At 73.1% G+C, this 22,593-nt stretch carries 22 protein-coding genes and 1 pseudogene; 19 read left to right on the plus strand and 4 right to left on the minus strand.

Annotated features, from left to right (window positions below):
• Positions 1-218 precede the first annotated feature (218 nt).
• Entirely contained in the window at positions 219-1,148 is a 930-nt protein-coding gene (mmuM, locus tag ACFQ9Z_RS06885; RefSeq protein ID WP_383011950.1) for a homocysteine S-methyltransferase, read from the plus strand.
• 51 nt (positions 1,149-1,199) lie between these two features.
• Positions 1,200-1,328: pseudogene (locus ACFQ9Z_RS06890) on the plus strand (homocysteine S-methyltransferase family protein); the annotation flags it as partial.
• 189 nt (positions 1,329-1,517) lie between these two features.
• Here ACFQ9Z_RS06890 and ACFQ9Z_RS06895 read toward each other — a convergent pair.
• Together ACFQ9Z_RS06895 and ACFQ9Z_RS06900 are read right to left on the minus strand one after the other, a co-directional pair.
• Positions 1,518-3,089, minus strand: a complete 1,572-nt coding sequence (locus ACFQ9Z_RS06895) for a carboxylesterase/lipase family protein (RefSeq protein WP_383013099.1) — start codon at positions 3,087-3,089, stop codon at positions 1,518-1,520.
• A gap of 262 nt (positions 3,090-3,351) precedes the next feature.
• Positions 3,352-3,762: a hypothetical protein gene (locus tag ACFQ9Z_RS06900; protein WP_383011953.1), complete on the minus strand. Its 411-nt coding sequence runs from the start codon at positions 3,760-3,762 to the stop codon at positions 3,352-3,354.
• Between the two features lie 623 nt (positions 3,763-4,385).
• Here ACFQ9Z_RS06900 and ACFQ9Z_RS06905 point away from each other — a divergent pair.
• From ACFQ9Z_RS06905 to ACFQ9Z_RS06915, 3 genes are all read left to right on the plus strand, one after another.
• On the plus strand, positions 4,386-5,210 hold the full coding sequence (locus tag ACFQ9Z_RS06905) for a helix-turn-helix domain-containing protein (protein WP_383011956.1): 825 nt from the start codon (positions 4,386-4,388) through the stop codon (positions 5,208-5,210).
• Positions 5,207-5,389, plus strand: coding sequence for a DUF397 domain-containing protein (locus ACFQ9Z_RS06910; protein ID WP_383011959.1), 183 nt, complete (start codon positions 5,207-5,209; stop codon positions 5,387-5,389). Before ACFQ9Z_RS06905 ends, ACFQ9Z_RS06910 begins: the two co-directional genes overlap by 4 nt.
• 187 nt (positions 5,390-5,576) lie before the next feature.
• Positions 5,577-5,975 (plus strand): VOC family protein, encoded by a 399-nt coding sequence (locus ACFQ9Z_RS06915; RefSeq protein WP_383011962.1) that lies wholly within the window; start codon positions 5,577-5,579, stop codon positions 5,973-5,975.
• Positions 5,976-6,037: 62 nt separating this feature from the next.
• Here ACFQ9Z_RS06915 and ACFQ9Z_RS06920 read toward each other — a convergent pair whose 3' ends face one another.
• Both ACFQ9Z_RS06920 and ACFQ9Z_RS06925 read right to left on the minus strand, forming a co-directional pair.
• On the minus strand, positions 6,038-6,721 hold the full coding sequence (locus ACFQ9Z_RS06920; RefSeq protein ID WP_383011965.1) for a helix-turn-helix domain-containing protein: 684 nt from the start codon (positions 6,719-6,721) through the stop codon (positions 6,038-6,040).
• 200 nt (positions 6,722-6,921) lie between these two features.
• Entirely contained in the window at positions 6,922-8,169 is a 1,248-nt protein-coding gene (locus tag ACFQ9Z_RS06925) for a YihY/virulence factor BrkB family protein (protein WP_383011968.1), read from the minus strand.
• A 132-nt stretch (positions 8,170-8,301) separates the two neighbouring features.
• On the opposite strand from ACFQ9Z_RS06925, the gene ACFQ9Z_RS06930 reads away from it, so the two are divergent.
• The 14 genes from ACFQ9Z_RS06930 to ACFQ9Z_RS06995 all read left to right on the plus strand — a co-directional run bounded on the left by ACFQ9Z_RS06930 (position 8,302) and on the right by ACFQ9Z_RS06995 (position 22,591).
• Positions 8,302-9,939, plus strand: a complete 1,638-nt coding sequence (locus ACFQ9Z_RS06930; RefSeq protein ID WP_383011971.1) for an acyl-CoA dehydrogenase family protein — start codon at positions 8,302-8,304, stop codon at positions 9,937-9,939.
• Positions 9,940-10,240: 301 nt separating this feature from the next.
• Positions 10,241-11,533, plus strand: a complete 1,293-nt coding sequence (locus ACFQ9Z_RS06935) for a GAF domain-containing protein (protein WP_383011974.1) — start codon at positions 10,241-10,243, stop codon at positions 11,531-11,533.
• A 246-nt stretch (positions 11,534-11,779) separates the two neighbouring features.
• Entirely contained in the window at positions 11,780-13,108 is a 1,329-nt protein-coding gene (locus ACFQ9Z_RS06940; RefSeq protein WP_383011977.1) for a hypothetical protein, read from the plus strand.
• Between the two features lie 69 nt (positions 13,109-13,177).
• Positions 13,178-13,741, plus strand: a complete 564-nt coding sequence (locus tag ACFQ9Z_RS06945; RefSeq protein WP_143630655.1) for a GNAT family N-acetyltransferase — start codon at positions 13,178-13,180, stop codon at positions 13,739-13,741.
• 139 nt (positions 13,742-13,880) lie between these two features.
• A complete protein-coding gene (locus ACFQ9Z_RS06950) occupies positions 13,881-13,964 on the plus strand; it encodes a putative leader peptide (RefSeq protein WP_310739661.1) in 84 nt (27 codons plus the stop codon).
• A 129-nt stretch (positions 13,965-14,093) separates the two neighbouring features.
• Complete coding sequence (locus ACFQ9Z_RS06955; protein ID WP_383011981.1) at positions 14,094-15,794, plus strand: nitrite/sulfite reductase; 1,701 nt, start codon at positions 14,094-14,096, stop codon at positions 15,792-15,794.
• Positions 15,791-15,973 carry a hypothetical protein gene (locus ACFQ9Z_RS06960; protein ID WP_143630657.1) on the plus strand — a complete coding sequence of 61 codons (183 nt, stop codon included), beginning with the start codon at positions 15,791-15,793 and terminating at the stop codon, positions 15,971-15,973. The genes ACFQ9Z_RS06955 and ACFQ9Z_RS06960 overlap by 4 nt, the downstream gene beginning before the upstream one ends.
• A complete protein-coding gene (locus ACFQ9Z_RS06965; protein ID WP_383011984.1) occupies positions 15,970-16,680 on the plus strand; it encodes a phosphoadenylyl-sulfate reductase in 711 nt (236 codons plus the stop codon). Before ACFQ9Z_RS06960 ends, ACFQ9Z_RS06965 begins: the two co-directional genes overlap by 4 nt.
• A complete protein-coding gene (cysC, locus tag ACFQ9Z_RS06970) occupies positions 16,677-17,300 on the plus strand; it encodes an adenylyl-sulfate kinase (protein ID WP_383011987.1) in 624 nt (207 codons plus the stop codon). Before ACFQ9Z_RS06965 ends, cysC begins: the two co-directional genes overlap by 4 nt.
• A complete protein-coding gene (gene cysD / locus ACFQ9Z_RS06975) occupies positions 17,297-18,241 on the plus strand; it encodes a sulfate adenylyltransferase subunit CysD (protein ID WP_383011990.1) in 945 nt (314 codons plus the stop codon). Before cysC ends, cysD begins: the two co-directional genes overlap by 4 nt.
• 2 nt (positions 18,242-18,243) lie before the next feature.
• Positions 18,244-19,578 carry a sulfate adenylyltransferase subunit 1 gene (locus ACFQ9Z_RS06980; protein ID WP_383011993.1) on the plus strand — a complete coding sequence of 445 codons (1,335 nt, stop codon included), beginning with the start codon at positions 18,244-18,246 and terminating at the stop codon, positions 19,576-19,578.
• Positions 19,579-19,787: 209 nt separating this feature from the next.
• The gene (locus tag ACFQ9Z_RS06985) at positions 19,788-20,900 is read left to right on the plus strand and encodes an aliphatic sulfonate ABC transporter substrate-binding protein (RefSeq protein WP_383011996.1); all 1,113 of its coding nucleotides are present in this window, start codon (positions 19,788-19,790) and stop codon (positions 20,898-20,900) included.
• A gap of 34 nt (positions 20,901-20,934) precedes the next feature.
• Entirely contained in the window at positions 20,935-21,720 is a 786-nt protein-coding gene (locus tag ACFQ9Z_RS06990; RefSeq protein WP_383011999.1) for an ABC transporter ATP-binding protein, read from the plus strand.
• Entirely contained in the window at positions 21,707-22,591 is an 885-nt protein-coding gene (locus tag ACFQ9Z_RS06995; RefSeq protein WP_383012002.1) for an ABC transporter permease, read from the plus strand. The genes ACFQ9Z_RS06990 and ACFQ9Z_RS06995 overlap by 14 nt, the downstream gene beginning before the upstream one ends.
• Positions 22,592-22,593: the final 2 nt, after the last annotated feature.

A 22,593-nucleotide genomic window follows, 5' to 3' on the forward strand; every position in this document is an offset into this window, starting at 1 on the left:
CTGCGCGGTCGGTCCCGTCCGCGCCCGGCTTCCGGGCACCGGACGTCGGCGCCGGGTGGTGGCGGACGCCCCGGACCGGCTCCCGCTCGTACCGGCGGAGCCGTCCCGGCCGACCCGAGACCCGGCCGCCCGAGACCGTACCGCTCGGGAGCAAGCCCTTTCCACCCCTCGCCCCGCCGCGCGCCGTGAGCGCGGCGTACTTGGACTAGCGTCGGGACATGACCAGCAGCCCGCCCGGCGGCGCCACCCCCGCCCTCGCCGAGGCCCTCGCCGCCGGTCCGGTCGTGCTCGACGGCGGCCTGTCCAACCGGCTCGAGTCGGCCGGGTACGACCTCGGCGACGAGCTGTGGTCGGCACGGCTGCTCGCCGAGCAGCCCGAGGCGATCACCGAGGCGCACCTCGCCTACTACGAGGCCGGCGCGAGCGTGGCGATCACCTCCAGTTACCAGGCCACCTTCGAGGGCTTCGGCAGGCACGGGATCGGCCGGGCGCGCGCGGCCCGGCTGCTGACGCTCAGCGTGGAGCTGGCCCGGGAGGCGGCCCGGCGGGCGCGGGCGGCCGGGGCGGCCCGCCCGCTGTGGGTGGCGGCCTCCGCCGGTCCGTACGGGGCGATGCTCGCCGACGGCTCCGAGTACCGGGGGCGCTACGGACTGAGCGCCGGGGAGCTGGAACGGTTCCATCGGCCGAGGCTGGAGGTGCTGGCCGCCGCCGCGCCGGACGTGCTGGCCCTGGAGACGGTTCCGGACGCGGAGGAGGGCGCGGCGCTGGTGCGGGCGGTGCGCGGGCTGGGGGTGCCGGCCTGGCTCTCCTACACCGTCGAGGGCGGGCGTACGCGTGCCGGGCAGCCGCTGGAGGAGGCGTTCGCGCCCGCGGCGGACGCCGACGAGATCATCGCGGTCGGCGTGAACTGCTGCGCGCCGGAGGAGGTGCCGCACGCGGCCCGGACCGCGGCCCGGGTCACCGGGAAGCCGGTCGTCGTCTACCCCAACAGCGGCGAGTCCTGGGACCCGCGGACGCACGCCTGGACCGGCCGGTCCAGGTTCGGCGCGGACCAGGTCGGGGCGTGGCTGGACGCGGGGGCACGCCTGATCGGCGGCTGCTGCCGGGTCGGACCGGAGGACATCACCGCGATCGCCGGGACGGTGTGAACGGGGCGCTGCCACCCCGACAGCGGCGAGTCCTGGGACCCGCCGATGCACGCCTGGACCGGCCGGTCCAGGTTCGGCGCGGACCAGGTCGGGGCGTGGCTGGACGCGGGGGCACGCCTGATCGGCGGCTGCTGCCGGGTCGGACCGGAGGACATCACCGCGATCGCCGGGACGGTGTGAACGGGGCGCTGTGCTCCCGGGAGCGGGACGACCGCCCCCGGCGACGGCTTCGCCGCCTCAGACCTCGTCCGGCGCGTCAACAGGGGGCGGGCCTCCACACGGACGCCGTCGCCGTCGCGTCGTCCCGGGCGCCATCCGGACGTCGCCAGCGACCGGCCTCCACGCCGCGCCCCCGCCCCGCCCCCCGCGTCACCGGCGTCGGGCGCCGACCGAGCGGCGCAGGCGTCTCACCGCCGAGGCACGGGTGGCTCCCGGCGGTCTGGCGCCGGTGGCGGACGCGGGCTCGGGGATGGCGGTGGGGGCCCGCCACAGACCCAGTTCGGCGTCCCTCGGGCCGTACACGACTGAGGGCTCGCCGCCGTCGAAGATCCGCACCGGATGCGAGGTGTCCCAGGCCTGCCAGCCCGGGTCCCCGGTCGCGGCGAACCGCACCCAGGCCGAGTGCATCGCGTCGCACAGCTCCTGCGGCGCGCCCACCCCCGCCAGCTTGACCGACTCCGGCACCTCGCCGGTGCCGAAGACGAACCCGAGTTCGAGCGCGTGGCAGGCGCCGAGTCCGGGGAGCAGGGACGGCCAGGCGAACTCGTACAGGTAGGAGCTGCCGGGGCGGGCGTCGGCGAGCCGGTGCAGCGGCAGCCGGAGCAGGTGGTCGGTGACCATCTGGCCGACGACCTCGGCGGTGCCGGCGCCCGGCCGCGCGGCGCGGTAGCCGCGCGGCACCTCGTGACCGGCGTGACAGCGGGCCATGGCCCCGGCCAGGGCGACCGTGCCCAGCCGGTCGACGCGCTCGACCAGCCCGCCGGGCACCAGCCACAGCCGGTACTCGTCCCGCGTCCAGCCCATGAGCAGGTCGGCGCCCCGGGCCGCCTCCCCGTCGATCAGGGCCCTGAGCGGGTCGCGGGGCACGAGGTCCCCGTCGACGACGATGCCGAAGGCGGGGCCGCCCAGCACGGGGCTGCTCAGCCGGCCCACCTCGGCCTGGGTGCGGAGCAGCAGCTCGCGGTCGACGGCGGCGAAGGCCTCGGCGGTGGCCGGAATCTTCAGCCGTCCGGACATGCGGCGCACCATGCGGCGCACCCGGTCGCGCTCGGAGACCTCCGGTGCGCCGCTCTGCAGCACGGCCCGCCGGAACAGGCCCTGGGCCTGGGGCGCCGCGATCAGGGCGCCGACGCTGATCGCCCCGGCCGACTGGCCGCACAGGGTGACGTTGTCCGGGTCGCCCCCGAAGGCGGCGATGCTGTCGTGGACCCAGCGCAGGGCGGCGAGCTGGTCGCGCAGGCCCGGGTTGGGCGGCGCGTCCGGGAACAGTCCGTAACCCTCGACGCCCAGCCGGTAGTTGACCGAGACGAGGACGACCCCGTCCCGCGCGAACGCGTGCCCGCCGTAGACGGGTACGGCGGAGGATCCCCTGGTCAGGGCGCCGCCGTGCAGCCACACCAGCACCGGGAGACGGGCGCCGGGACCCGGTTCCGGGGTCCACACGTTGAGGTTGAGGCAGTCGTCGCCGGCGACCACGGGATCGGACAGGTACCGGGCGAACGCCTCGGAGTACGGCGGTTTCGGCGCCGTGGGCCCGAAGGCGCCGGCGTCCCGCACCCCGTCCCACGGGTCGGGCGGCTCCGGCGGCCGGAACCGCCGGGGACCGAAGGGCGGAGCCGCGTACGGAATCCCCCGGAACACCGCGACACCCTGCTCGTACCGGCCGCGTACGGCCCCGTGGGGTGTCCCGACCACGGGCCCCGTCGGCTGCTCTGCCGTCATCGCCCACCAGCCCTTCACCACGCCCGGACCGTGCCGTACGGCCGCCCGGGCACCGATCAAGCACCGCTCACTTCAGAGCACCACACCGCGCGGCTGTATTCCGGTGCACGGAGTTCGGGCTGGGCCGTACGGGGGAGGCGGGACGCGTTCGGGCGGGGCGCGGCGGACGCCGGAGGGGGAAGCCGGCGCTCCCCTGCGGGGCTTCACCGGCCTCCCCCGGCCGTGCGGACGTCCGGACGTGCGGACGTGCGCGGAGCGGTGGTCAGGCCGCCCAGACTCCGGAGTTCGCCGCCGTGGAACCGAAGTCGAAGTAGAAGTGCGTGCCTGCCAGGACGTCCGTCGCGACGACGGTCCACTGGCCCGCCGGGGCGGTCTTGAACCCGCTCTGGCAGTACGAGCCGCCGGAGCTGGGCAGCCAGCACACCGCGATACTGGTGGTGCTGTTGGGCTTGATGTTGATGTCGGCGCAGTTGGTGGTGGCCGTCAGGTACGGACCGCCCTGCGGGTACCAGCGGTTCCCGGCGGGCTTGGAGTACGACTTCGCACTGCCGTAGCAGGACAGCGCCCCCGTCCCGCCGTCGGTCTGGGCCTGGGCGGTGGGCGCGGCGGCGAGAGCGCCGCCGAGCAGCACCGCCGAGAATAAGGACGCGGTGACGGTCTTCCTGATGTTCATGTCTCCCCCTCGGTGGAGTGCCGGGGTCCCCTGTGGTCCCCCTGGCAGCCGCGGTCCGGGCGGCCCCATGGCCTCGGACCCCCCGCACCGCCACCTCTGGATGCTGCTGGACGCCCCCGGTGATGGGCAGGGCAATACCGGTCATGTCCTTGTCATCCGGGACGAGTCGGATGGGGCGCAGACCTAGTCGAGTGACCCGGGATCCCCACGAGAGCCCGCGGCGATCGCGGTGGTCACGGCCCACCCGCCCCCCCCCCACCCCCCGGGCCACCCCGCGCGCGCCGGGGCGGGGGGGGGCCGGGGGACCCCCCGCCGGTCACGGCACCGGCCCCGAGCACCACTGCCGTGACCACCGCGATCGCCGCGGGCCTGGGTGCGGCCCTTCACCGAGCCGAAAGCTTCCCCCGGACGGACGGCCGGCCCCCGCAATGCGTGCGCTCCACTCACCTCGATGGCCGAACGGGTTCACCGCAGAAACGTCACTCGGTGCGCCGTCCTGCCCAGGCCGGGCGGCGACCCGTCCGCGGCAGGCCGCCCGCGGCCGCCGCCACCTGCGCCCGTACAGCTCGTTTGTACGGGTGCGGGTTGGTGAACACGGTCACACACATGGGGAGTTCGACCGCATGGGAACGAGCCGACGGGCACGGAGGAACGCCTCGGCGATGCGGATGGTGGGTGCGCTGCTCGCCCTCCACCGCGAGGCCGCCGGGTACACGCAGAGGTCGCTGGGCGAGCGGTTCGTCGTCGGCGAACAGCAGATCGCGTCGATCGAGCAGGGCAGACGTCCGCTGAAGCCGGACCTCGCCGAACAGCTCGACGAACTCCTCGACACGAGGGGCGCGTTGTCCGTCGCCCTGAGCAGGATGCCGGAAGTGGATCTGGTTCCGATGTGGGCGGAGGAGTACCTGGACTGCGAACGGGAGGCGACCGTCATCTCCTCTTACGAGAACCAGGTGCTGCCGGGTCTCCTCCAGACGACCGCCTACGCGCAGGCGGTCTTCCGCAGCCGGATTCCCGTCCTGAAGGAGGACGAGATCGAGCGGTATGTGCAAACGCGTACCGAGCGCCAGGCGATCTTCCAGCGCACGGACCCGCCCATCGCCTGCTTCGTGATCTGGGAACCGGTGCTGCGTGACTTCCTCGGCGGCAAAGAGGTGTACTGCGATCAGCTCCGGCATCTGCGGCAGTGCTCCGAGATGCCGGGCCTCGCCTTGCAGGTGCTGCCGCTGGGGCGCAGTGCCCACGCGGCCCTCGACGGCCCGTTCGTCCTGTTGGAGACCCCGGATCACCAGCGGCTCGCCTACACGGAGACCCAACGCGGCAGCCAACTGATCGCCGATCCCGACGAGGTGGCCATCCTCACGCAAAGGTGTGCGATGCTGCGGTCACAGGCACTCACCCCCGAGGACACGCGGGAATTGCTGGACCGTCTCTTAGGAGAGCAATGAGCACCGTACTTCGATGGTTCAAGTCGAGCTACAGCGGTAGCGACGGCGGCAACTGCCTCGAAGTAGCCGCCGCCCCCACCGTCGTCCACATCCGCGACTCCAAGACCCCCGCCGCACCCCACCTCACCGTCGCCCACGCCTCCTGGGCCGCCTTCCTGAAGCTGACCAGGGGCGCCTGACGCATCAGCGTCGCCCGCACTCGGGGACCTGCCACTCAGGACGGAGCGAGCGCTACGGCGCGTCCTGCCCACTCGCCGGGCTCCGCACGGTGCGGATGACCGCCCTGCCGGGGTGCGACCGCCAGTGCGACGGGTGCTGTCCGATTCCTTCAAGACCCGGGCGCCGGCTCCCGCCTACCGTGGGCCCATGACTCCACGATTCGCCGTGATCGGCGTGGTGGCCTCCGACCTGGCAGCCTCGCTCGCCTTCTACCGCCGCCTCGGGCTGGTCTTCCCCGAGGGGGCCGAGACGCAGCCACATGTCGAGGCGGAGCTGCCGGGCGGGCTGGTGCTCGCGCTGGACACCGAGGAGACCGTGCGGTCCTTCCACCCGGCGTGGCGGCCTCCCGCCCCCGGCGGACGGGTCGCGCTCGCCTTCCGGTGCGGCTCGCCGGCCGAGGTGGACGCCGTGTACGAGGATCTGGTGGGCGCCGGGTACCACGGGGAGCTGAAGCCGTGGGACGCCTTCTGGGGGCAGCGGTACGCCGTCGTGCACGACCCCGACGGCAACGGCGTCGACCTGTTCGCCCCGCTAGGGCCTGTCTGACGATTCGCGTCGGATCAGCCCGCGGCGTCCGTGCCGTGCACCGCAAGGCGGAGGGGCGCCCCCTAGCCGCCGAGTAGCTCGCCGAGCGTCCGGCCCGCCAGGTCCCGCACGTCGCGGGCGAGGTGCGGCTGGTCCGCGTAGCCGGCGCGGGCCGCCGTCTCGGCGTACGGGACCCCGGAGCGGGCCAGGGCGAGGGCGCGCTGCAGGCGCAGGACGCGGGCCAGGGTCTTGGGGCCGTAGCCGAACGCGGTCAGGCAGCGGCGGTGCAGCGCGCGTTCGCCGACGCCGAGTTCGGCGGCCGTCGCCGCGACCGGACGGCCCGCGTCCAGCGACTCCACCAGCTGGCGCAGCAGCGGGTCCGGGCGGCCGTACTCGGCGGCCCGGTCCAGGGCGATGTCCTCCAGGGCCGTGGTCGCGTCGGGTGCCGCCGTGACGCGGTCGCGCAGCCGCCGGACCCGCGCGGCGGGCCACAGGTCGTTCAGTTCGACGCGGGTGTCGCGCAGTTCCGTGGCCGGCACGCCGAGCAGGGCGGGCGCGGTGCCGGGGAAGAAGCGCAGGCCCACCCAGGCGCGGGGCGGGCCCTGTGGAACGTGGGCACGGGTGTCGGGGCCGGCGACCAGTAGCCGGCCCTCGCTGAACAGCAGGTCCATGCAGCCGTCGGGCAGCACCGGCCGGGCGGCGGCGTCCCCGGGGGCCAGGCGCCACACCACGGCGCCGGTGAGCCGGGACGGCCGTTCCTCGTACACGGGGGCCAGGCTACGCCGCGGGCGGCGCCCCTGGCAGCGGAAAGGTCACACGCGGGCGGCGCCCCCGCAGGGCCGGGAGGGCCACCTGCGGTCCGCGCCCCGCAGGGCCGGAAGGTCACCCGCGGACCGCACCCCGCACGGCCGGAAAAGCCACCCGCGGACGGCGGAAGGGGCACCGCCCCGTGCTCCCTCGTCGGCGGTCACCCGCCGGGCGGGGGCGTGTCGCCGTGCTTCGCGTCACCGCCGTTCGCCCCGTTCACCCCGCTCACCCCGTCGGATCCGGCCGATCCGGCCGCGCGGGGTCCGCCGGCCGCCCGGTCCCCCTTGTGGGCGTGGTGGTGCGGGTTCCTGGCGTGGCTGCGCAGGCGGGCCGTCACGTCATCCGGGGGCAGGAAGCGGGACCAGCGCTCGGGGAACTCCGAGGGCATGTCGGGATCGTCCGGGTCGCTCTCGCGTGCCGCGGCGGCCCGGGCGACGTACTCGGCGACCTGCGCGTCCAGCACCCGCTCGTTCGCCTCGCGGGCGGCGGCCGTGGCGGCGGCGGGCCAGACCCGGTCGATGGCGGCGTTCACCGCTGCGCCGACGAGCACGGCGAAGGCCGAGACGCCGATCCACAGCAGGACGGCGACGGAGGCGGCCAGCGAGCCGTAGATCGTGGCGCCCTCGATGGTGTGGGTGAGGTAGATGCGCAGCAGCAGGCTGCCCAGGACCCACATGGCGAGGGCCACCAGGGACCCGGGCACGTCCTCGATCCAGGGGGAGCGCACGGGCACGGAGACGTGGTAGAGGGTCGTCAGGAAGACGACCGAGAGGATCAGCACGACCGGCCAGTACAGAACCTGGACGAGCGTCTCCGACCAGGGCACGATCCGCACGACGGCGTCCGGTCCCGCCACCATCAGCGGCAGCGCCACCGAGCCGATCAGCAGGGCCACGATGAACAGCAGGAACGACATCAGCCGGGTCTTGACGATGCCGCGCACGCCGTCGAGGCCGTACATGACGGTGATGGTGTCGATGAAGACGTTCACCGCGCGGGAGCCGGACCACAGAGCGAACAGGAAGCCGATGGAGATGACGTCGGGCCGGCCGCCCGCCATCACGTCGCGCAGGATCGGCTCCGCGATCTCCTTGACGCCCTTGTCCGACAGGACGGTCCGGGAGGCCTCCAGGATGTTGTGCTCCACGCCCTGGATGGTGTCGGCGCCGGTCCAGGCGTCGACGTAGCCGAGGAGGCCGATGAGGCTCAGCAGCAGCGGCGGCACCGACAGCAGGGTGAAGAACGCCGCCTCGGCCGCCAGGCCCAGGATGCGGTACTCCATGCACGAGTTGACGGTGTCCTTGAGAAGCAGCCAGGCCGTCCTGCGCTTGGATACGTTCCGGTAGAGGGCTCTGGCCCGGTGGAGACGGCCGGCGGGCCGCTCGGGGGATTCACTTCCTGACTGCACGACCTAACGGTATCCGCCGTACCGGACCGCCCTCACCTTCCGGGGGTGGCGGTCCGGTCCCGGCCGGTTCCACAACGGCACGGCGGCGCTCCGGGAAGCAGTACCGGCGCGATCGCGGGTAGGTTCGCAGTCATGGCAGGCAACCCGACGCACACGGTGACGAACCAGCCGCCCGCGCTGGTGGGCTACGACGTCTTCGGCGCCGACCGGGCCCTCGTGGAGGCCGTCGAGCGGCACACCGCAGCCGAGGTGCTGGACGAGGTGCGCGCGGAGTTGTCCGCGCTGGGCCGGGCCGCCGGGTCGCAGCAGGTGCAGGAGTGGGGGGCGCAGGCCAACGAGTTCCCGCCGCGGCTGCGCACGCACGACCGCTACGGACACCGGATCGACGAGGTGGACTTCCATCCGGCCTGGCACCGGATGCTCGGCAAGGGCGTCTCGGCTGGGCTGACCTCCGCCTGGAACCGCCCCGCGGGGCATGTGCGCCGGGCGGCCGCGTTCCTGGTGTGGACCCAGGTCGAGGCGGGCAACTGCTGCCCGCTGTCGATGACCCACGCGGCCGTGCCCGCGCTGCGGACCGATCCGGCGCTGGCCGCCGAATGGGAGCCGCGGCTGACGTCCACCGTCTACGACCGCGATCTCAGGCCCGCCGCGGAGAAGGCCGGCGCCCTGTTCGGCATGGGCATGACCGAGAAGCAGGGCGGCAGCGACGTACGGGCCAACACCACGCGGGCCCGGCCGCTCGCCGAGGCCGGGACGTACGAGCTGACCGGGCACAAGTGGTTCTGCTCCGCGCCCATGTCCGACGGCTTCCTGGTGCTCGCGCAGGCCCCCGGAGGACTCACCTGCTTCCTCGTGCCGCGCGTCCTCGCCGACGGCGGCCGCAACGTGTTCCTGATCCAGCGGCTGAAGGACAAACTGGGCAACCGGTCCAACGCCTCCGCCGAGGTCGAGTTCGACGGCACCTGGGCCCGCGTGGTCGGCGAGGAGGGGCGCGGGGTCCGCACGATCATCGACATGGTCGCCGCGACCCGGCTGGACTGCGCGCTCGGCTCGGCCGGCCTGATGCGGCAGGCGGTGGCCCAGGCCGTGCACCACTGCGAGCACCGGGAGGCGTTCGGCGGCAGGCTGGCCGACAAGCCGCTGATGCGCAACGTCCTGGCCGACCTCGCGCTGGAGTCCGAGGCCGCGACCACGCTGGCGCTCCGGCTGGCCGCCGCCCACGACGACGGAAGCGAGCAGGAGCGCGCCTTCCTGCGGCTGGCGGTGCCCGCCGGCAAGTACTGGATCACCAAGCGCTGCGCCCCGGTCGCGGTGGAGGCCGCCGAGTGCCTTGGCGGCAACGGGTACGTCGAGGAGTGGGGACTGCCCCGGCTGGTGCGGGAGTCGCCGCTGAACTCCATCTGGGAGGGCGCGGGCAACGTGCAGGCGCTGGACGTGCTGCGGGCGCTGCGGCGCGAGCCGGGCGCGCTGGACGCCTGCCTCACCGAGATCGGACGGGCGCACGGCGCCGACCACCGGCTGGACCGGGCGGTGAAGGGCCTGTTCACCGAACTGGCCGACATGGAAGGCGCCGAGGGCCGGGCCCGGCGTCTCGTGGAGCGGCTCGCGCTGGTGCTCCAGGGGTCGCTGCTGGTGCGGTTCGCGCCGCCGGAGGTCGCCGACGCCTTCTGCGCCTCACGGCTCGGCGGCGACCGGGGCGCCTCGTTCGGCACGCTGCCCGGGGGCCTGGACCTGGCGCCGGTGGTGGAGCGGGCGCGTCCGGTGGCCTGATCCGGCCGCCGCGCCGCGCGCGGGAACGGACGGGGGTGGTGCTGCGCCGACACGGCACCACCCCCGCCGAACAGGCCCGTTGAAAGGCCAGAACGCCGCCCTCGGGCGGCGCCGTGGACAAGTCTCGGACGTCCTGGCCGGGTTCACCAGGGTTGCAGGGGGTTGCAACTTATCGGTGACTGTGCGCGGAGTCTGTGCCTCCGGCATGCCCCCGGCGGCAGTATGTGCACCGAAGCCGACCGGAAAGCGCCGCCCGGTGCGGCTTGACAAGTGTGTTCGAGGCTTTCCGGAAGGACCACCAGTGGTGAACCCGCCGACGAACCTGGCGCGTCTGGCCGCCGTGGACACGGCGCGGGCGGCACGGATGCTGAGCGAGGTGCGCGAGGCGACACTCGCCGGGCGGCGTGCGCGGATCGCGCCCCGGCCGGTGATCGAGCAGTCCTGGGGGCGGATGCTGCGCAGCGGGGTCGACCCCGACCACGACTTCAGGTCCGGGCTGCTGTCCGCCGACGAAGTCCGGCGCAGACGCGAGGAGTCACCGCTGCGGCCCGTGCTGCCGGTGCTGCGCCAGGGACTGCTTTCGGTCGCGGACGTCGCCCAGCACATCATGGTCGTCGCCGACGCCGAGGGGCGGGTGCTGTGGCGGGAGGGGTCGCCGCAGGTGCTGCGCAAGGCCGACGGCCTCGGCTTCGAACTCGGCGCCGACTGGCGGGAGGACGTCGTCGGCACCAACGGCGTGGGCACCCCGGCGGTGGTGCGGCGGCCGGTGCAGGTGTTCGCCGCCGAGCACTTCGTCCGCTCGCACACCTCCTGGACCTGCACCGGCGCACCGATCGCCGATCCCAGGGACGGCCGGCTCATCGGGGTGGTGGACGTCAGCGGCCCGCTGCGCACCATGCATCCGGCGACGCTGTCCTGGGTGGACTCCGTCGCCAAACTCGCCGAGGCCCGGCTGCGGGAGCTGCACCTGGACTCGCTGGAGCGGCTGCGCGCGGTGGGCGCTCCGGTGCTGGCCCGGCTCGACGGCCGGGCGCTGGTGGTGGACCGGGACGGCTGGGCGGCCGCCGTGACCGGGATGCCGTACCTGCGGCGGCTCAGCCTGCCCAAGTCGCTGGCGCCGGGGCGCCGGTGGCTGCCGCCGCTGGGCCACTGCGCGGTGGAGCCGCTGGCCGGGGGCTGGCTGCTGCGGGTGGCGGACGAGCCGCCGCCGGGCGCCGCGAGCCGGATCCGGCTGGACCTGCGCCGGGCCGGCCGTACCTCGGTGACCGTGTCCGGGGCGGCCGGCTCCTGGAGCCGGGAACTCAGTCCCCGGCACGCCGAGTTGCTGTACGTGCTCACCGAACACCCCGGCGGGCGGGGCGCGGCCGCCCTCGCGGAGGACCTCTTCGGCGATCCGTCCAGAACGGTCACGGTGCGGGCCGAGATGTCCAGGGTACGGCGCTACTTGGGGGACCTCCTGCAGCATCGGCCGTACCGTTTCCGCGAGGACGCCGAGATCGAGGTGCTGCTGCCCGGCAACCTCCGTGACCTGCTGCCCCAGTCGGTGGCCCCGGCCGTGGCCGCGCGACGGCGGGCGGCGGCGGGCGCCGGCTGACGGGACGGGCGAGCGGTGGCGGACGCCGCGCGCGGGCGCCGCGGCGCGGGCCGGCCGCCCGGTTCGCGCGGGTGTCTTTCGCGTATTTGGGGGTCTTGACCCTCCGCCGCCCCTTACTGCCGTAGCATCCCAGTGGGTCTCCCCACCTGCTCCTCGGTCAACGTACGGACCATCGGGCGCAGTTGATCCGCCTCCCGGCACCGGCCGGAACGCCACGGAGGCGACGGAGCCCGGAAGGAGGGCGACATGAGGCATCGTGGCAGACACCGCCGGCGCAGACGGGGCACGGCCCTGCGCGCGGTCCTCGCCGGAACCGCGCTGGCGCTCACCGCGGCGGCCACGCTGATCAGCGCCTCACAGGCGGAGGTCACCGAGAGCCCCGGCGCGCTCAAGCCGCTGACCGCCGCCTCCGACACCGCCCGGCTCAGGCTCCAGGAACACCTGGTGCCCGCCCGCGACCTGAAACGACTCGCCGCGTCCATGGGCCGCCCGGTCGGGGTGAGCGCCGTCCTCGCGAGCGCCGACCGCTCCCTGCGCGGGGCCGCGGACTGCACGGCGGACGACCGCGAGAGCCTGCCCGTCGCCCCGCCCGCCGGCCGCGCCTACTGCTGGGACCGGGCCGACACCGCCGACACCTCCTGGCGGCCGCACTCCGTCACCACCTCCGCGGACGCCGACGACGACGGCGTCTGGGGCACCCACCGGGTGATCCTCACCGGCTGGACCAGGACCGCCGCCGGCGGGCCCGGACGGGAGCCGGCCCGGGTCGCCTTCGTCGACGCGGACGATCCCGCCCGGCCCGTCTACCGCTGGGTGCTGCTGGTGGTGCCCGTCGACGGCGGCCGGGACTACCGCGGCCTGTCCTCCGAGATGTCCGGCATGGTCTGGTACCAGGACAAGCTGCTCGTCACCACCCGCGCCGGCAGCTCCGAGGCGCTCTACGTCTACGACCTCGACCGCATCCAGCGCACCACGGCGGACACGCCCGCCATCGGCCGGGTGCCCGGCGGCTGGTCCGCCGACGGCTACCGGTACGTGATGCCCGCCGTCGGCTCCTACCGCTTCGCCGACGGGCGCTGCACCGCCTCGGGGCCGCCCTGCCCGGCCACCCTCTCCCTGGACCGCGGCACCGCGCCGGACAGCCTGGTCGCCGCCGAGCGGACCGCTCCCGGCGGCGACCGGCCCGCCCGGCTGTGGCGGTACGCGTTCGACAGCGACCCCGCGCGCGGCGGACTGCTCGCCACCGACTCCGCCGGGCGGGCGGACGCCGTCGAGGCCTACCGGACGCGGGTGAGCGGCATCAGCGGCGCGCTGTCCCACCGGCGGCCCGGAGCGGGCTCGCCGTCCTGGTACGTGGGACGCGCGTCCGGCACGGGAGACGGGCACGGCGGCCTGTGGCGCCAGGACAGCGCGCACGCCAGGGCGGCGCGCTGCGGCGCCGACTCCTCCCGTCACTGCTGGGCCGAGTCGTCGGGCTCCCTGTCGTACTCGGCGCAGACGGACGAGGTGTGGTCCCTCTCCGACCACATGCTCTTCGCGGTGCCCCTGACCGCGCTCGACCGGTCGCTGAGGTGACGGACCCGGACCGGGCCCTGTGATCCGGCCGATCGACAGGCGGGCCGGTGGGATGGTTCCCTGGCCCGCATGAGCAGCGTCACCGTCACCACCTGGTCCCTGGAACAGACCTCGCAGGCCGACCTCCTGCCGGCCGCCGCCCCCGAGGGCGACGTCCGGATCGTCCGCGCCGAGGTTCCCTCCCCCGAGTTCAGCCGCTTCCTCTACGCCTCGGTCGGGGGCGACATCCGCTGGACGGACCGGCTCGGGTGGACCTACGCGCGGTGGCAGGAGTTCCTCGGCCGTCCGGGTGTCGAGACCTGGGTGGCGTACGACCACGGCACCCCCGCCGGGTACGTGGAGCTGGAGGCGCAGGACGAGGGCGTGGTGGAGATCGTCTACTTCGGTCTGATCCCCGCCTTCCGCGGCCGCCGCATCGGCGGCCACCTGCTGTCCCACGGCGCGGCCCGCGCCTGGGACCTGGCCGAGCGGTGGCCGGGGCGGCCGCCCACGAAGCGGGTGTGGCTGCACACGTGCAGCAAGGACGGCGAGTTCGCCATGGACAACTACCAGCGGCGCGGCTTCCGGCTGTTCGACACCAAGGTGGAACTGGAGCCCGAGGTGGCGACGCCCGGCCCGTGGCCCGGGGCGTGACCCCCGGCCGCCCGTTCCCTTGACCTCGCGACACCCCCGGAGCGTGACCCAGAGCACCTTGTCTCACCATTCAGAATAGTTCCGTCCATATTGCGGACAACGGTGGACTGGCCGGAGATCCGCGTGACACGCTTCCGTCATGCCTGGAACTGGAATTGCCTTGGTGAGTCGGCGGCACGTCGACCTCGGCCGCATGTCCAGCGCCATCTGTCCGGCGAGCTGACAGCTCCAGCACCGCCGACCTCCACGCACCTTTCCCCCTGCTGCGCAGTGACGCGCACGCATGCCTCCATGCGCCCGTATGCGCAGGTCAGAGCCGCGTTTTCCGCCTGTCCCGAAGGACGTAACAACCATGGCCGCCACCCCGCAGAACCCTGCCGCCTCCGCGCCCCGCCGCAAGGTGAGCCGTCACCGCGGCGAGGGTCAGTGGGCCGCGGGCCACTTCACCCCGCTCAACGGCAACGAGCAGGTCAAGAAGGACGACGACGGTCTCAATGTGCGGACACGCATTGAGACGATCTACTCCAAGCGGGGCTTCGACTCGATCGACCCCAGTGACCTGCGCGGCCGGATGCGCTGGTGGGGCCTGTACACCCAGCGCAAGCCCGGGATCGACGGCGGCAAGACCGCGATCCTGGAGCCGGAGGAGCTGGACGACGAGTACTTCATGCTCCGGGTGCGCATCGACGGCGGCGCGCTCACCACGGCGCAGCTCCGGGTCATCGGCGAGGTCTCGCAGGAGTTCGCGCGGGGCACCGCGGACATCACCGACCGGCAGAACATCCAGTACCACTGGATCAGGATCGAGGACGTGCCCGAGATCTGGGAGCGGCTCGAGGGTGTGGGCCTGTCGACCGTCACCGCGTGCGGTGACACCCCGCGCGTGATGATCGGCTCACCGGTCGCGGGCATCGCCGAGGACGAGATCATCGACGGCACGCCGGCGCTGGAGGAGATGAAGCGCCGGGTCCTGAACAACCCGGCGTACTCCAACCTCCCCCGCAAGTTCAAGACGGCCATCTCCGGTTCGCCGGTGCTGGACGTCGTGCACGAGATCAACGACGTCGCCTTCGTGGGCGTGCGGCACCCCGAGCACGGCCCGGGCTTCGACGTGTGGGTGGGCGGCGGCCTGTCGACCAACCCCAAGCTGGGCGTGCGGCTCGGTGCCTGGGTGCCGGTCGACGAGGTACCGGACGTCTACGAGGGCGTCATCTCGATCTTCCGTGACTACGGCTACCGCAGGCTGCGCAACCGGGCCCGGCTGAAGTTCCTGGTCGCCGACTGGGGCCCGGAGAAGTTCCGCCAGGTGCTGGAGGACGAGTACCTGGGCGGCCGCAGGCTGACCGACGGCCCCGCGCCCGAGCAGCCGGTGCGGCAGTGGCGCGACCACATCGGCGTGCACCGGCAGAAGGACGGCCGGTTCTACGTCGGGTTCGCCCCGCGCGTCGGCCGGGTCGACGGCGCCACCCTGTCGAAGATCGCCGACCTCGCGGAGGCGCACGGCTCGGGCCGGGTCCGCACCACCGTGGAGCAGAAGATGATCGTCCTGGACGTCGAGCAGGACCAGGTCGACTCGCTGGTGGAGGGCCTGGAGGCGCTGGACCTCACCGCCCGGCCGTCCTCGTTCCGGCGCGGCACCATGGCCTGCACCGGCATCGAGTTCTGCAAGCTGGCCATCGTGGAGACCAAGCAGCGCGGCGCGCAGCTCATCGACGAACTCGAGCGCCGGCTGCCGGACTTCGACCAGCCGATCACCATCAACCTCAACGGCTGCCCGAACGCCTGCGCCCGCATCCAGGTCGCGGACATCGGCCTCAAGGGCCAGCTCGTCCTGGACGCGGACGGCAACCAGGTCGAGGGCTACCAGGTGCACCTCGGCGGCGCGCTCGGCCTCGAGGCGGCCTTCGGCCGCAAGGTCCGCGGCCTGAAGGTCACCTCGGCCGAGCTGCCCGACTACATCGAGCGGGTCCTCACGCGCTACCAGGCCGAACGCGAGGACGGCGAGCGCTTCGCCACCTGGGCGGCCCGCGCTTCCGAGGAGGCGCTGTCGTGAGTGAGCGGGCGGCGCCCTTCTACTGCCCCTACTGCGGGGACGAGGACCTGCGTCCCGGCGAGCAGGGCCATGGCGTCTGGGAATGCGCGGCGTGCAACCGCGCATTCCAGCTCAAGTTCCTCGGGCTGCTCGCCCGGGGGCTGGAGCGGGCCGACAACGGAGGGGACGAGCGGATATGACGACGACTCAGCAGGAGCGCACCGAGGAAGAGCTGAAGGCGCTCGCCGAGCGGGCGGGCCGGGACCTGGAGGACGCCTCCGCGCTGGAGATCCTCCAGTGGGCGGCCGACACCTTCGGAGCCGGGTTCTGCGTCACCTCCTCCATGGAGGACGCCGTGGTCGCCCATCTCGCCTCCCGCGTCCGCAAGGGCGTGGACGTCGTCTTCCTCGACACCGGCTACCACTTCCCGGAGACCATCGGCACCCGGGACGCCGTGGAGGCGGTGATGGACGTCAACGTCATCACCCTCACCCCGCGGCAGACGGTCGCCGAGCAGGACGCGGAGTACGGCCCGAGGCTGCACGACCGCGACCCCGACCTGTGCTGCGCGCTGCGCAAGGTGCGGCCGCTGGAGGAGGGCCTGAAGGGCTACCGGGCGTGGGCGACCGGCCTGCGCCGCGACGAGTCCCCGACCCGGGCGAACACCCCGGTCGTCGGGTGGGACGAGAAGCGGCGCAAGGTCAAGGTGTCCCCCATCGCCCGCTGGACCCAGGAAGACGTGGACGCCTACGTCGCCGAGCACGGCGTGCTCACCAACCCGCTGCTGACGGACGGCTACCCGTCCATCGGCTGCGCCCCCTGCACCCGCCGCGTCCTGGAGGGCGAGGACGCGCGCGCCGGCCGCTGGGCGGGGCGCGCCAAGACCGAGTGCGGGCTGCACGGATGACGGCGCGAACAGCTGGCCACACCTCGCCCGCAGGTCCGGCTGCCACCGCTCGCACCGACGCCACCGACACCCAGGAGAACCACGTGACCACCGGAGCCACCGTCTGGCTCACGGGTCTGCCGAGCGCCGGCAAGACCACCATCGCGTACGAGCTGGCCGGCCGGCTGCGCGCCGAGGGCCACCGCGTCGAGGTGCTCGACGGCGACGAGATCCGCGAGTTCATCTCGGCGGGCCTCGGCTTCAGCCGCGAGGACCGGCACACCAACGTGCAGCGCATCGGCTTCGTCGCCGAACTGCTCGCCCGCAACGGGGTGAAGGCGCTGGTCCCGGTGATCGCGCCCTACGCGGACAGCCGGGAGGCCGTGCGCAAGCGGCACGCCGGGAACGGGACGCCGTACCTGGAGGTCCATGTGGCCACCCCGGTCGAGGTGTGCTCGGTGCGGGACGTGAAGGGGCTGTACGCCAAGCAGGCGGCGGGTGAGCTGTCGGGGCTGACGGGCGTGGACGACCCGTACGAGGAGCCCGAGACACCCGACCTGCGGATCGAATCGCAGCACCAGACCGTGCGGGAGTCCGCGGCCTCGGTGCATGCCCTGCTCAGTGAGAGGGGACTGGCATGACGACCGTCGCCGAGACCGCGGCCGGTGGCGAGGGCACGGACACTCCGTACGCCCTGTCGCACCTGGACGCGCTGGAGTCCGAGGCGGTGCACATCTTCCGCGAGGTCGCGGGCGAGTTCGAGAACCCGGTGATCCTGTTCTCCGGTGGCAAGGACTCGATCCTGATGCTGCACCTCGCGCTGAAGGCGTTCGCCCCGGCCTCGATCCCCTTCTCGCTGCTGCATGTGGACACGGGACACAACTTTCCCGAGGTGCTGGAGTACCGGGATCGTGTGGTCGCCGAACACGGGCTGCGCCTCCACGTGGCGTCCGTACAGGACTACATCGACCGCGGTGTGCTCAAGGAGCGTCCCGACGGCACCCGTAACCCGCTGCAGACCCTCCCGCTGACGGAGAAGATCCAGAGCGAGAGGTTCGACGCGGTCTTCGGCGGCGGGCGGCGCGACGAGGAGAAGGCCCGCGCCAAGGAGCGGGTGTTCTCCCTGCGGGACGAGTTCTCCCAGTGGGACCCGCGCCGGCAGCGTCCGGAGCTGTGGAACCTGTACAACGGGCGGCACGCCCCGGGCGAGCACGTCCGCGTCTTCCCGCTGTCCAACTGGACCGAGCTGGACGTCTGGCAGTACATCGCCCGCGAGGGCATCGAGCTGCCGGAGATCTACTTCGCCCATGAGCGCGAGGTGTTCCGGCGCGCCGGGATGTGGCTGACGGCCGGCGAGTGGGGCGGCCCCAAGGACGGCGAGACCGTCGAGCGGCGCCTGGTGCGCTACCGCACGGTCGGCGACATGTCCTGCACCGGGGCCGTCGACTCCGACGCGACCACGCTGGACGCCGTCATCGCCGAGATCGCCGCGTCCCGGCTGACCGAGCGCGGCGCGACCCGCGCCGACGACAAGCTCTCCGAGGCCGCGATGGAAGACCGCAAGCGCGAGGGGTACTTCTAAGCATGAGCACCACCACGACCGAGACGCTCCCGGAGACCACCCTGCTGCGGTTCGCCACCGCGGGCTCCGTCGACGACGGCAAGTCCACGCTCGTCGGGCGGCTGCTGCACGACTCCAAGTCGGTCCTCGCCGACCAGCTGGAGGCCGTGGAGCGGGCGTCCGCGAGTCGCGGCCAGGACGGCCCGGACCTGGCGCTGCTCACCGACGGCCTGCGCGCCGAGCGGGAGCAGGGCATCACCATCGACGTGGCCTACCGCTACTTCGCGACGCCCCGGCGCCGGTTCATCCTCGCCGACACCCCCGGCCACGTGCAGTACACCCGCAACATGGTGACGGGCGCCTCCACGGCCGAGCTGACGGTGATCCTCGTCGACGCCCGCAACGGCGTGGTCGAGCAGACCCGCCGGCACGCGGCGATCGCCGCGCTGCTGCGGGTGCCGCACGTGGTCCTCGCGGTCAACAAGATGGACCTCGTCGCGTACGAGGAGTCCGTCTTCGCCGCGATCGCCGAGGAGTTCACCGCGTACGCCACCGAGCTGGGCGTCCCGGAGGTCACCGCGGTCCCGATCTCGGCGCTGGCCGGTGACAACGTGGTGGAGCCGTCCGCGAACATGGACTGGTACGGCGGCCCCACCGTGCTGGAGCACCTGGAGACGGTCCCGGTCAGCCACGACCTGGCGCACTGCCACGCGCGGCTGCCCGTGCAGTTCGTGATCCGGCCGCAGACCGCCGAGCACCCGGACTACCGGGGTTACGCCGGCCAGATCGCGGCCGGTACCTTCCGGGTCGGCGACCGGGTCGCCGTGCTGCCCTCGGGGCGGACCACCCGGATCTCCGGCATCGACCTGCTGGGCCGGCCGGTCGACGTGGCGTGGACGACGCAGTCGGTGACCGTGCTGCTCGAGGACGACTTGGACGTCTCGCGCGGCGACCTGATCGTGCCGGCGAAGGACGCCCCGGCCGTCACCCAGGACGTGGAGGCGACCGTCTGCCACGTCGCCGACCAGCCGCTGGCGGTCGGGCACCGGGTGCTGCTCAAGCACGGCACCCGCACCGTCAAGGCGATCGTGAAGGACATCCCGTCCCGGCTCACGCTCGACGACCTCTCCCTGCACCCGCATCCCGGGCAGCTCGTCGCCAACGACATCGGCCGGGTGAAGATCCGCACCGCCGAACCGCTGCCGGCCGACTCCTACGCCGACTCGCGCCGCACCGGTTCGTTCATCCTGATCGACCCGAGCGACGGGACCACGCTGACCGCCGGCATGGTCGGCGAGTCGTTCGCCGCCCCCGAGCCGGTCAAGGACCCGTCCGACGAGGACGGCTGGGACTTCTGACCATGAACTCACTCGGTTTCTACTCGACGTTCGCCAAGGAGGGCGGCCGCGTCGGCAGCGGCGCCCTGGGCAGCGGGCAGGGCGGAGTGGCGCGATGTGCGCGGTGACGTACGCGCACCGCACGCGCGCCCAGCGACGAAGACCCCTTGCCGAACTCCCGGCCACGGCCTGAGACCGTGACCGCCGGGCCAACGAGAGGAAAGCCTCCCGTGCCTGCCAGTGGTTCCATCTTGCTTCGCCGCGGCCTGGCCGCGCTGGCCGCCTTCCCCCTGCTGACGCTCGCGGCCTGCGGCTACGGGTCCGAGGCCAAGGGCGACAACGCGGACGCCCGGATCGCCGCCGGAGCCCAGAAGACCGACGGCCTGGACTCCGTGCGGATCGGCTACTTCGGCAACCTCACCCACGCGACCGCGCTGGTGGGCAAGCAGAAGGGCTTCTTCCAGAAGGCGCTCGGCGCGACCAGCGCGGACTACCAGGTGTTCAACGCCGGTCCGTCCGAGATCGAGGCGCTGAACTCGGGCTCCATCGACATCGGGTGGATCGGCCCGTCCCCGGCGGTCAACGGCTACACCAAGTCGAACGGCAAGAGCCTGCGGATCGTCGGCGGTTCCGCCTCCGGCGGGGTGAAGCTGGTGGTGAACCCGAAGAAGATCAAGTCCCTGAAGGACGTCCGGGGCAAGCGGATCGCGACCCCTCAGCTCGGCAACACGCAGGACGTGGCCTTCCTCAACTGGGTCGCGGAGCAGGGCTGGAAGGTCGACGCCGAGAGCGGCAAGGGCGACGTCTCCGTCGTCCGCACCGACAACAAGGTGACCCCGGACGCCTTCGCGTCCGGTTCGGTCGACGGCGCCTGGGTGCCGGAGCCGACCGCGTCCAAGCTGGTCGCCGAGGGCGGCAAGGTGCTGCTGGACGAGGCGTCGCTGTGGCCTGGCAAGAAGTTCGTGATCACGAACATCATCGTGTCGCAGAGGTTCCTGAAGGAGCACCCGAAGGCCGTCGAGGCGGTGCTGCGGGCCTCGGTCGACACCAACGCGTGGATCAACGCCCACCCGGACGAGGCCAAGGCCGCGGCGAACAAGCAGCTCGGCATCGACTCCGGCAAGGAGCTGCCGGCCGGCGTCCTCGACCCGGCCTGGAAGTCCATCCAGATCACCGACGACCCGCTGGCCGCGACCCTCGACACCGAGGCGCGGCACGCGGTCAAGGCGGGCCTCCTTCAGGACCCGAAGCTGGACGGCATCTACGACCTCGCCCCGCTGAACAAGGTCCTGAAGGCCAAGGGCGAGAGCACCGTCGACGACGCCGGTCTCGGCGTCGGCTGAGCCCGGATCCGAGCGTTCCCAGGAGGTGACGACCATGGCAACCGCCCTCGCCAAGGCCGAAGAAGCAGAAGCAGCCGAGTACGCGGCCCGCATCGAGCACGTCTCGAAGTCCTTCGCCGGGCCGGCCGGACGGCAACTCGTCCTCGACGACATCACACTGGACGTCGCGCCCGGCGAGTTCGTCACCCTCCTGGGTGCCTCGGGCTGCGGCAAGTCGACGCTGCTGAACCTGGTGGCGGGGCTCGACCGGCCCACCGCCGGCAGCATCGCGACCCACGGACGCCCCGCCCTGATGTTCCAGGAGCACGCGCTGTTCCCGTGGCTGACCGCGGGCAAGAACATCGAACTCGCCCTCAGGCTCAGGGGTGTTCCGAAGAACGAGCGGCGCGGCAGGGCCGAGGAGCTGCTCGAACTGGTCCGGCTGCAGGACTCGTACGGCAAGCGGGTGCACGAGCTGTCCGGCGGCATGCGGCAGCGCGTGGCCATGGCCCGGGCGCTCGCACAGGACAGCCAGCTCCTGCTGATGGACGAGCCGTTCGCCGCGCTGGACGCCATCACCCGCGACCTGCTGCACGACGAACTGACCAGGATCTGGGCGGAGACGGGGGTGTCCGTCCTGTTCGTCACGCACAACGTGCGTGAGGCGGTCCGGCTCGCGCAGCGGGTGGTGCTGCTGTCGTCCCGGCCGGGCCGGGTGGCCCGGGAGTGGCGGGTGGACATCCCGCAGCCGCGGCGCATCGAGGACGCGCCGGTCGCCGAACTGTCCCTGGAGATCACCGAGGTACTACGTGGGGAGATCCGCCGCCATGGCCAGCACTGAGACGAGAGCCGCAACGGACGCGGGAAGCGTCGAGGCGGGCCTTGACGCCCTGGAGACCTCCGTCGCGGGCCGGGCTCCCCTCCGGCAGACCTTCGTCCGCAAGATCCTTCCGCCGATCGTCGCCACCGTGGTGGTGCTGGCCGTCTGGCAGGCACTGATCTCGTTGAAGATCGTCGACGACCCGACGAAGCTGCCCTCGCCCGCGGACGTGGGCGACGAGTTCAAGCGTGCCTGGCTGGAAGGCAAGCTGCTCGGCTACATCTGGACCAGCGTCTCGCGCGGTCTGCTGGGCTTCCTGTTCGCGCTGGCCATCGGCACCCCGCTGGGCCTGCTGGTGGCCCGGGTGAGGTTCGTGCGGGCGGCCATCGGCCCGGTGCTGTCCGGTCTGCAGTCGCTGCCGTCGGTGGCCTGGGTGCCGCCCGCGGTGATCTGGCTGGGCCTGGACAACCAGATGATGTACGCGGTGATCCTCCTCGGCGCGGTGCCGTCGATCGCCAACGGCCTGGTGTCCGGCATCGACCAGGTGCCGCCGCTGTTCCTGCGCGCGGGCCGCACGATGGGCGCCACAGGACTGAGGGGCGCCTGGCACATCGTGCTGCCGGCCGCGCTGCCGGGCTATCTGGCCGGCCTGAAGCAGGGCTGGGCCTTCTCCTGGCGCTCGCTGATGGCGGCGGAGATCATCGCCTCCTCCCCCGACCTCGGCATCGGCCTGGGCGCGTTGCTGGAGAACGGCCGCAACGCCAGCTCCATGTCCATGGTGTTCGAGGCGATCTTCCTGATCCTGTTCGTCGGCATCGCCATCGACCTGCTCATCTTCTCCCCGCTCGAGCGGTGGGTGCTGCGCAGCCGAGGCCTCCTGGTGAAGAGCTGATT

It is taken from the genome of Streptomyces sp. NPDC056580, from assembly GCF_042793175.1.
GTDB lineage: Bacteria > Actinomycetota > Actinomycetes > Streptomycetales > Streptomycetaceae > Streptomyces.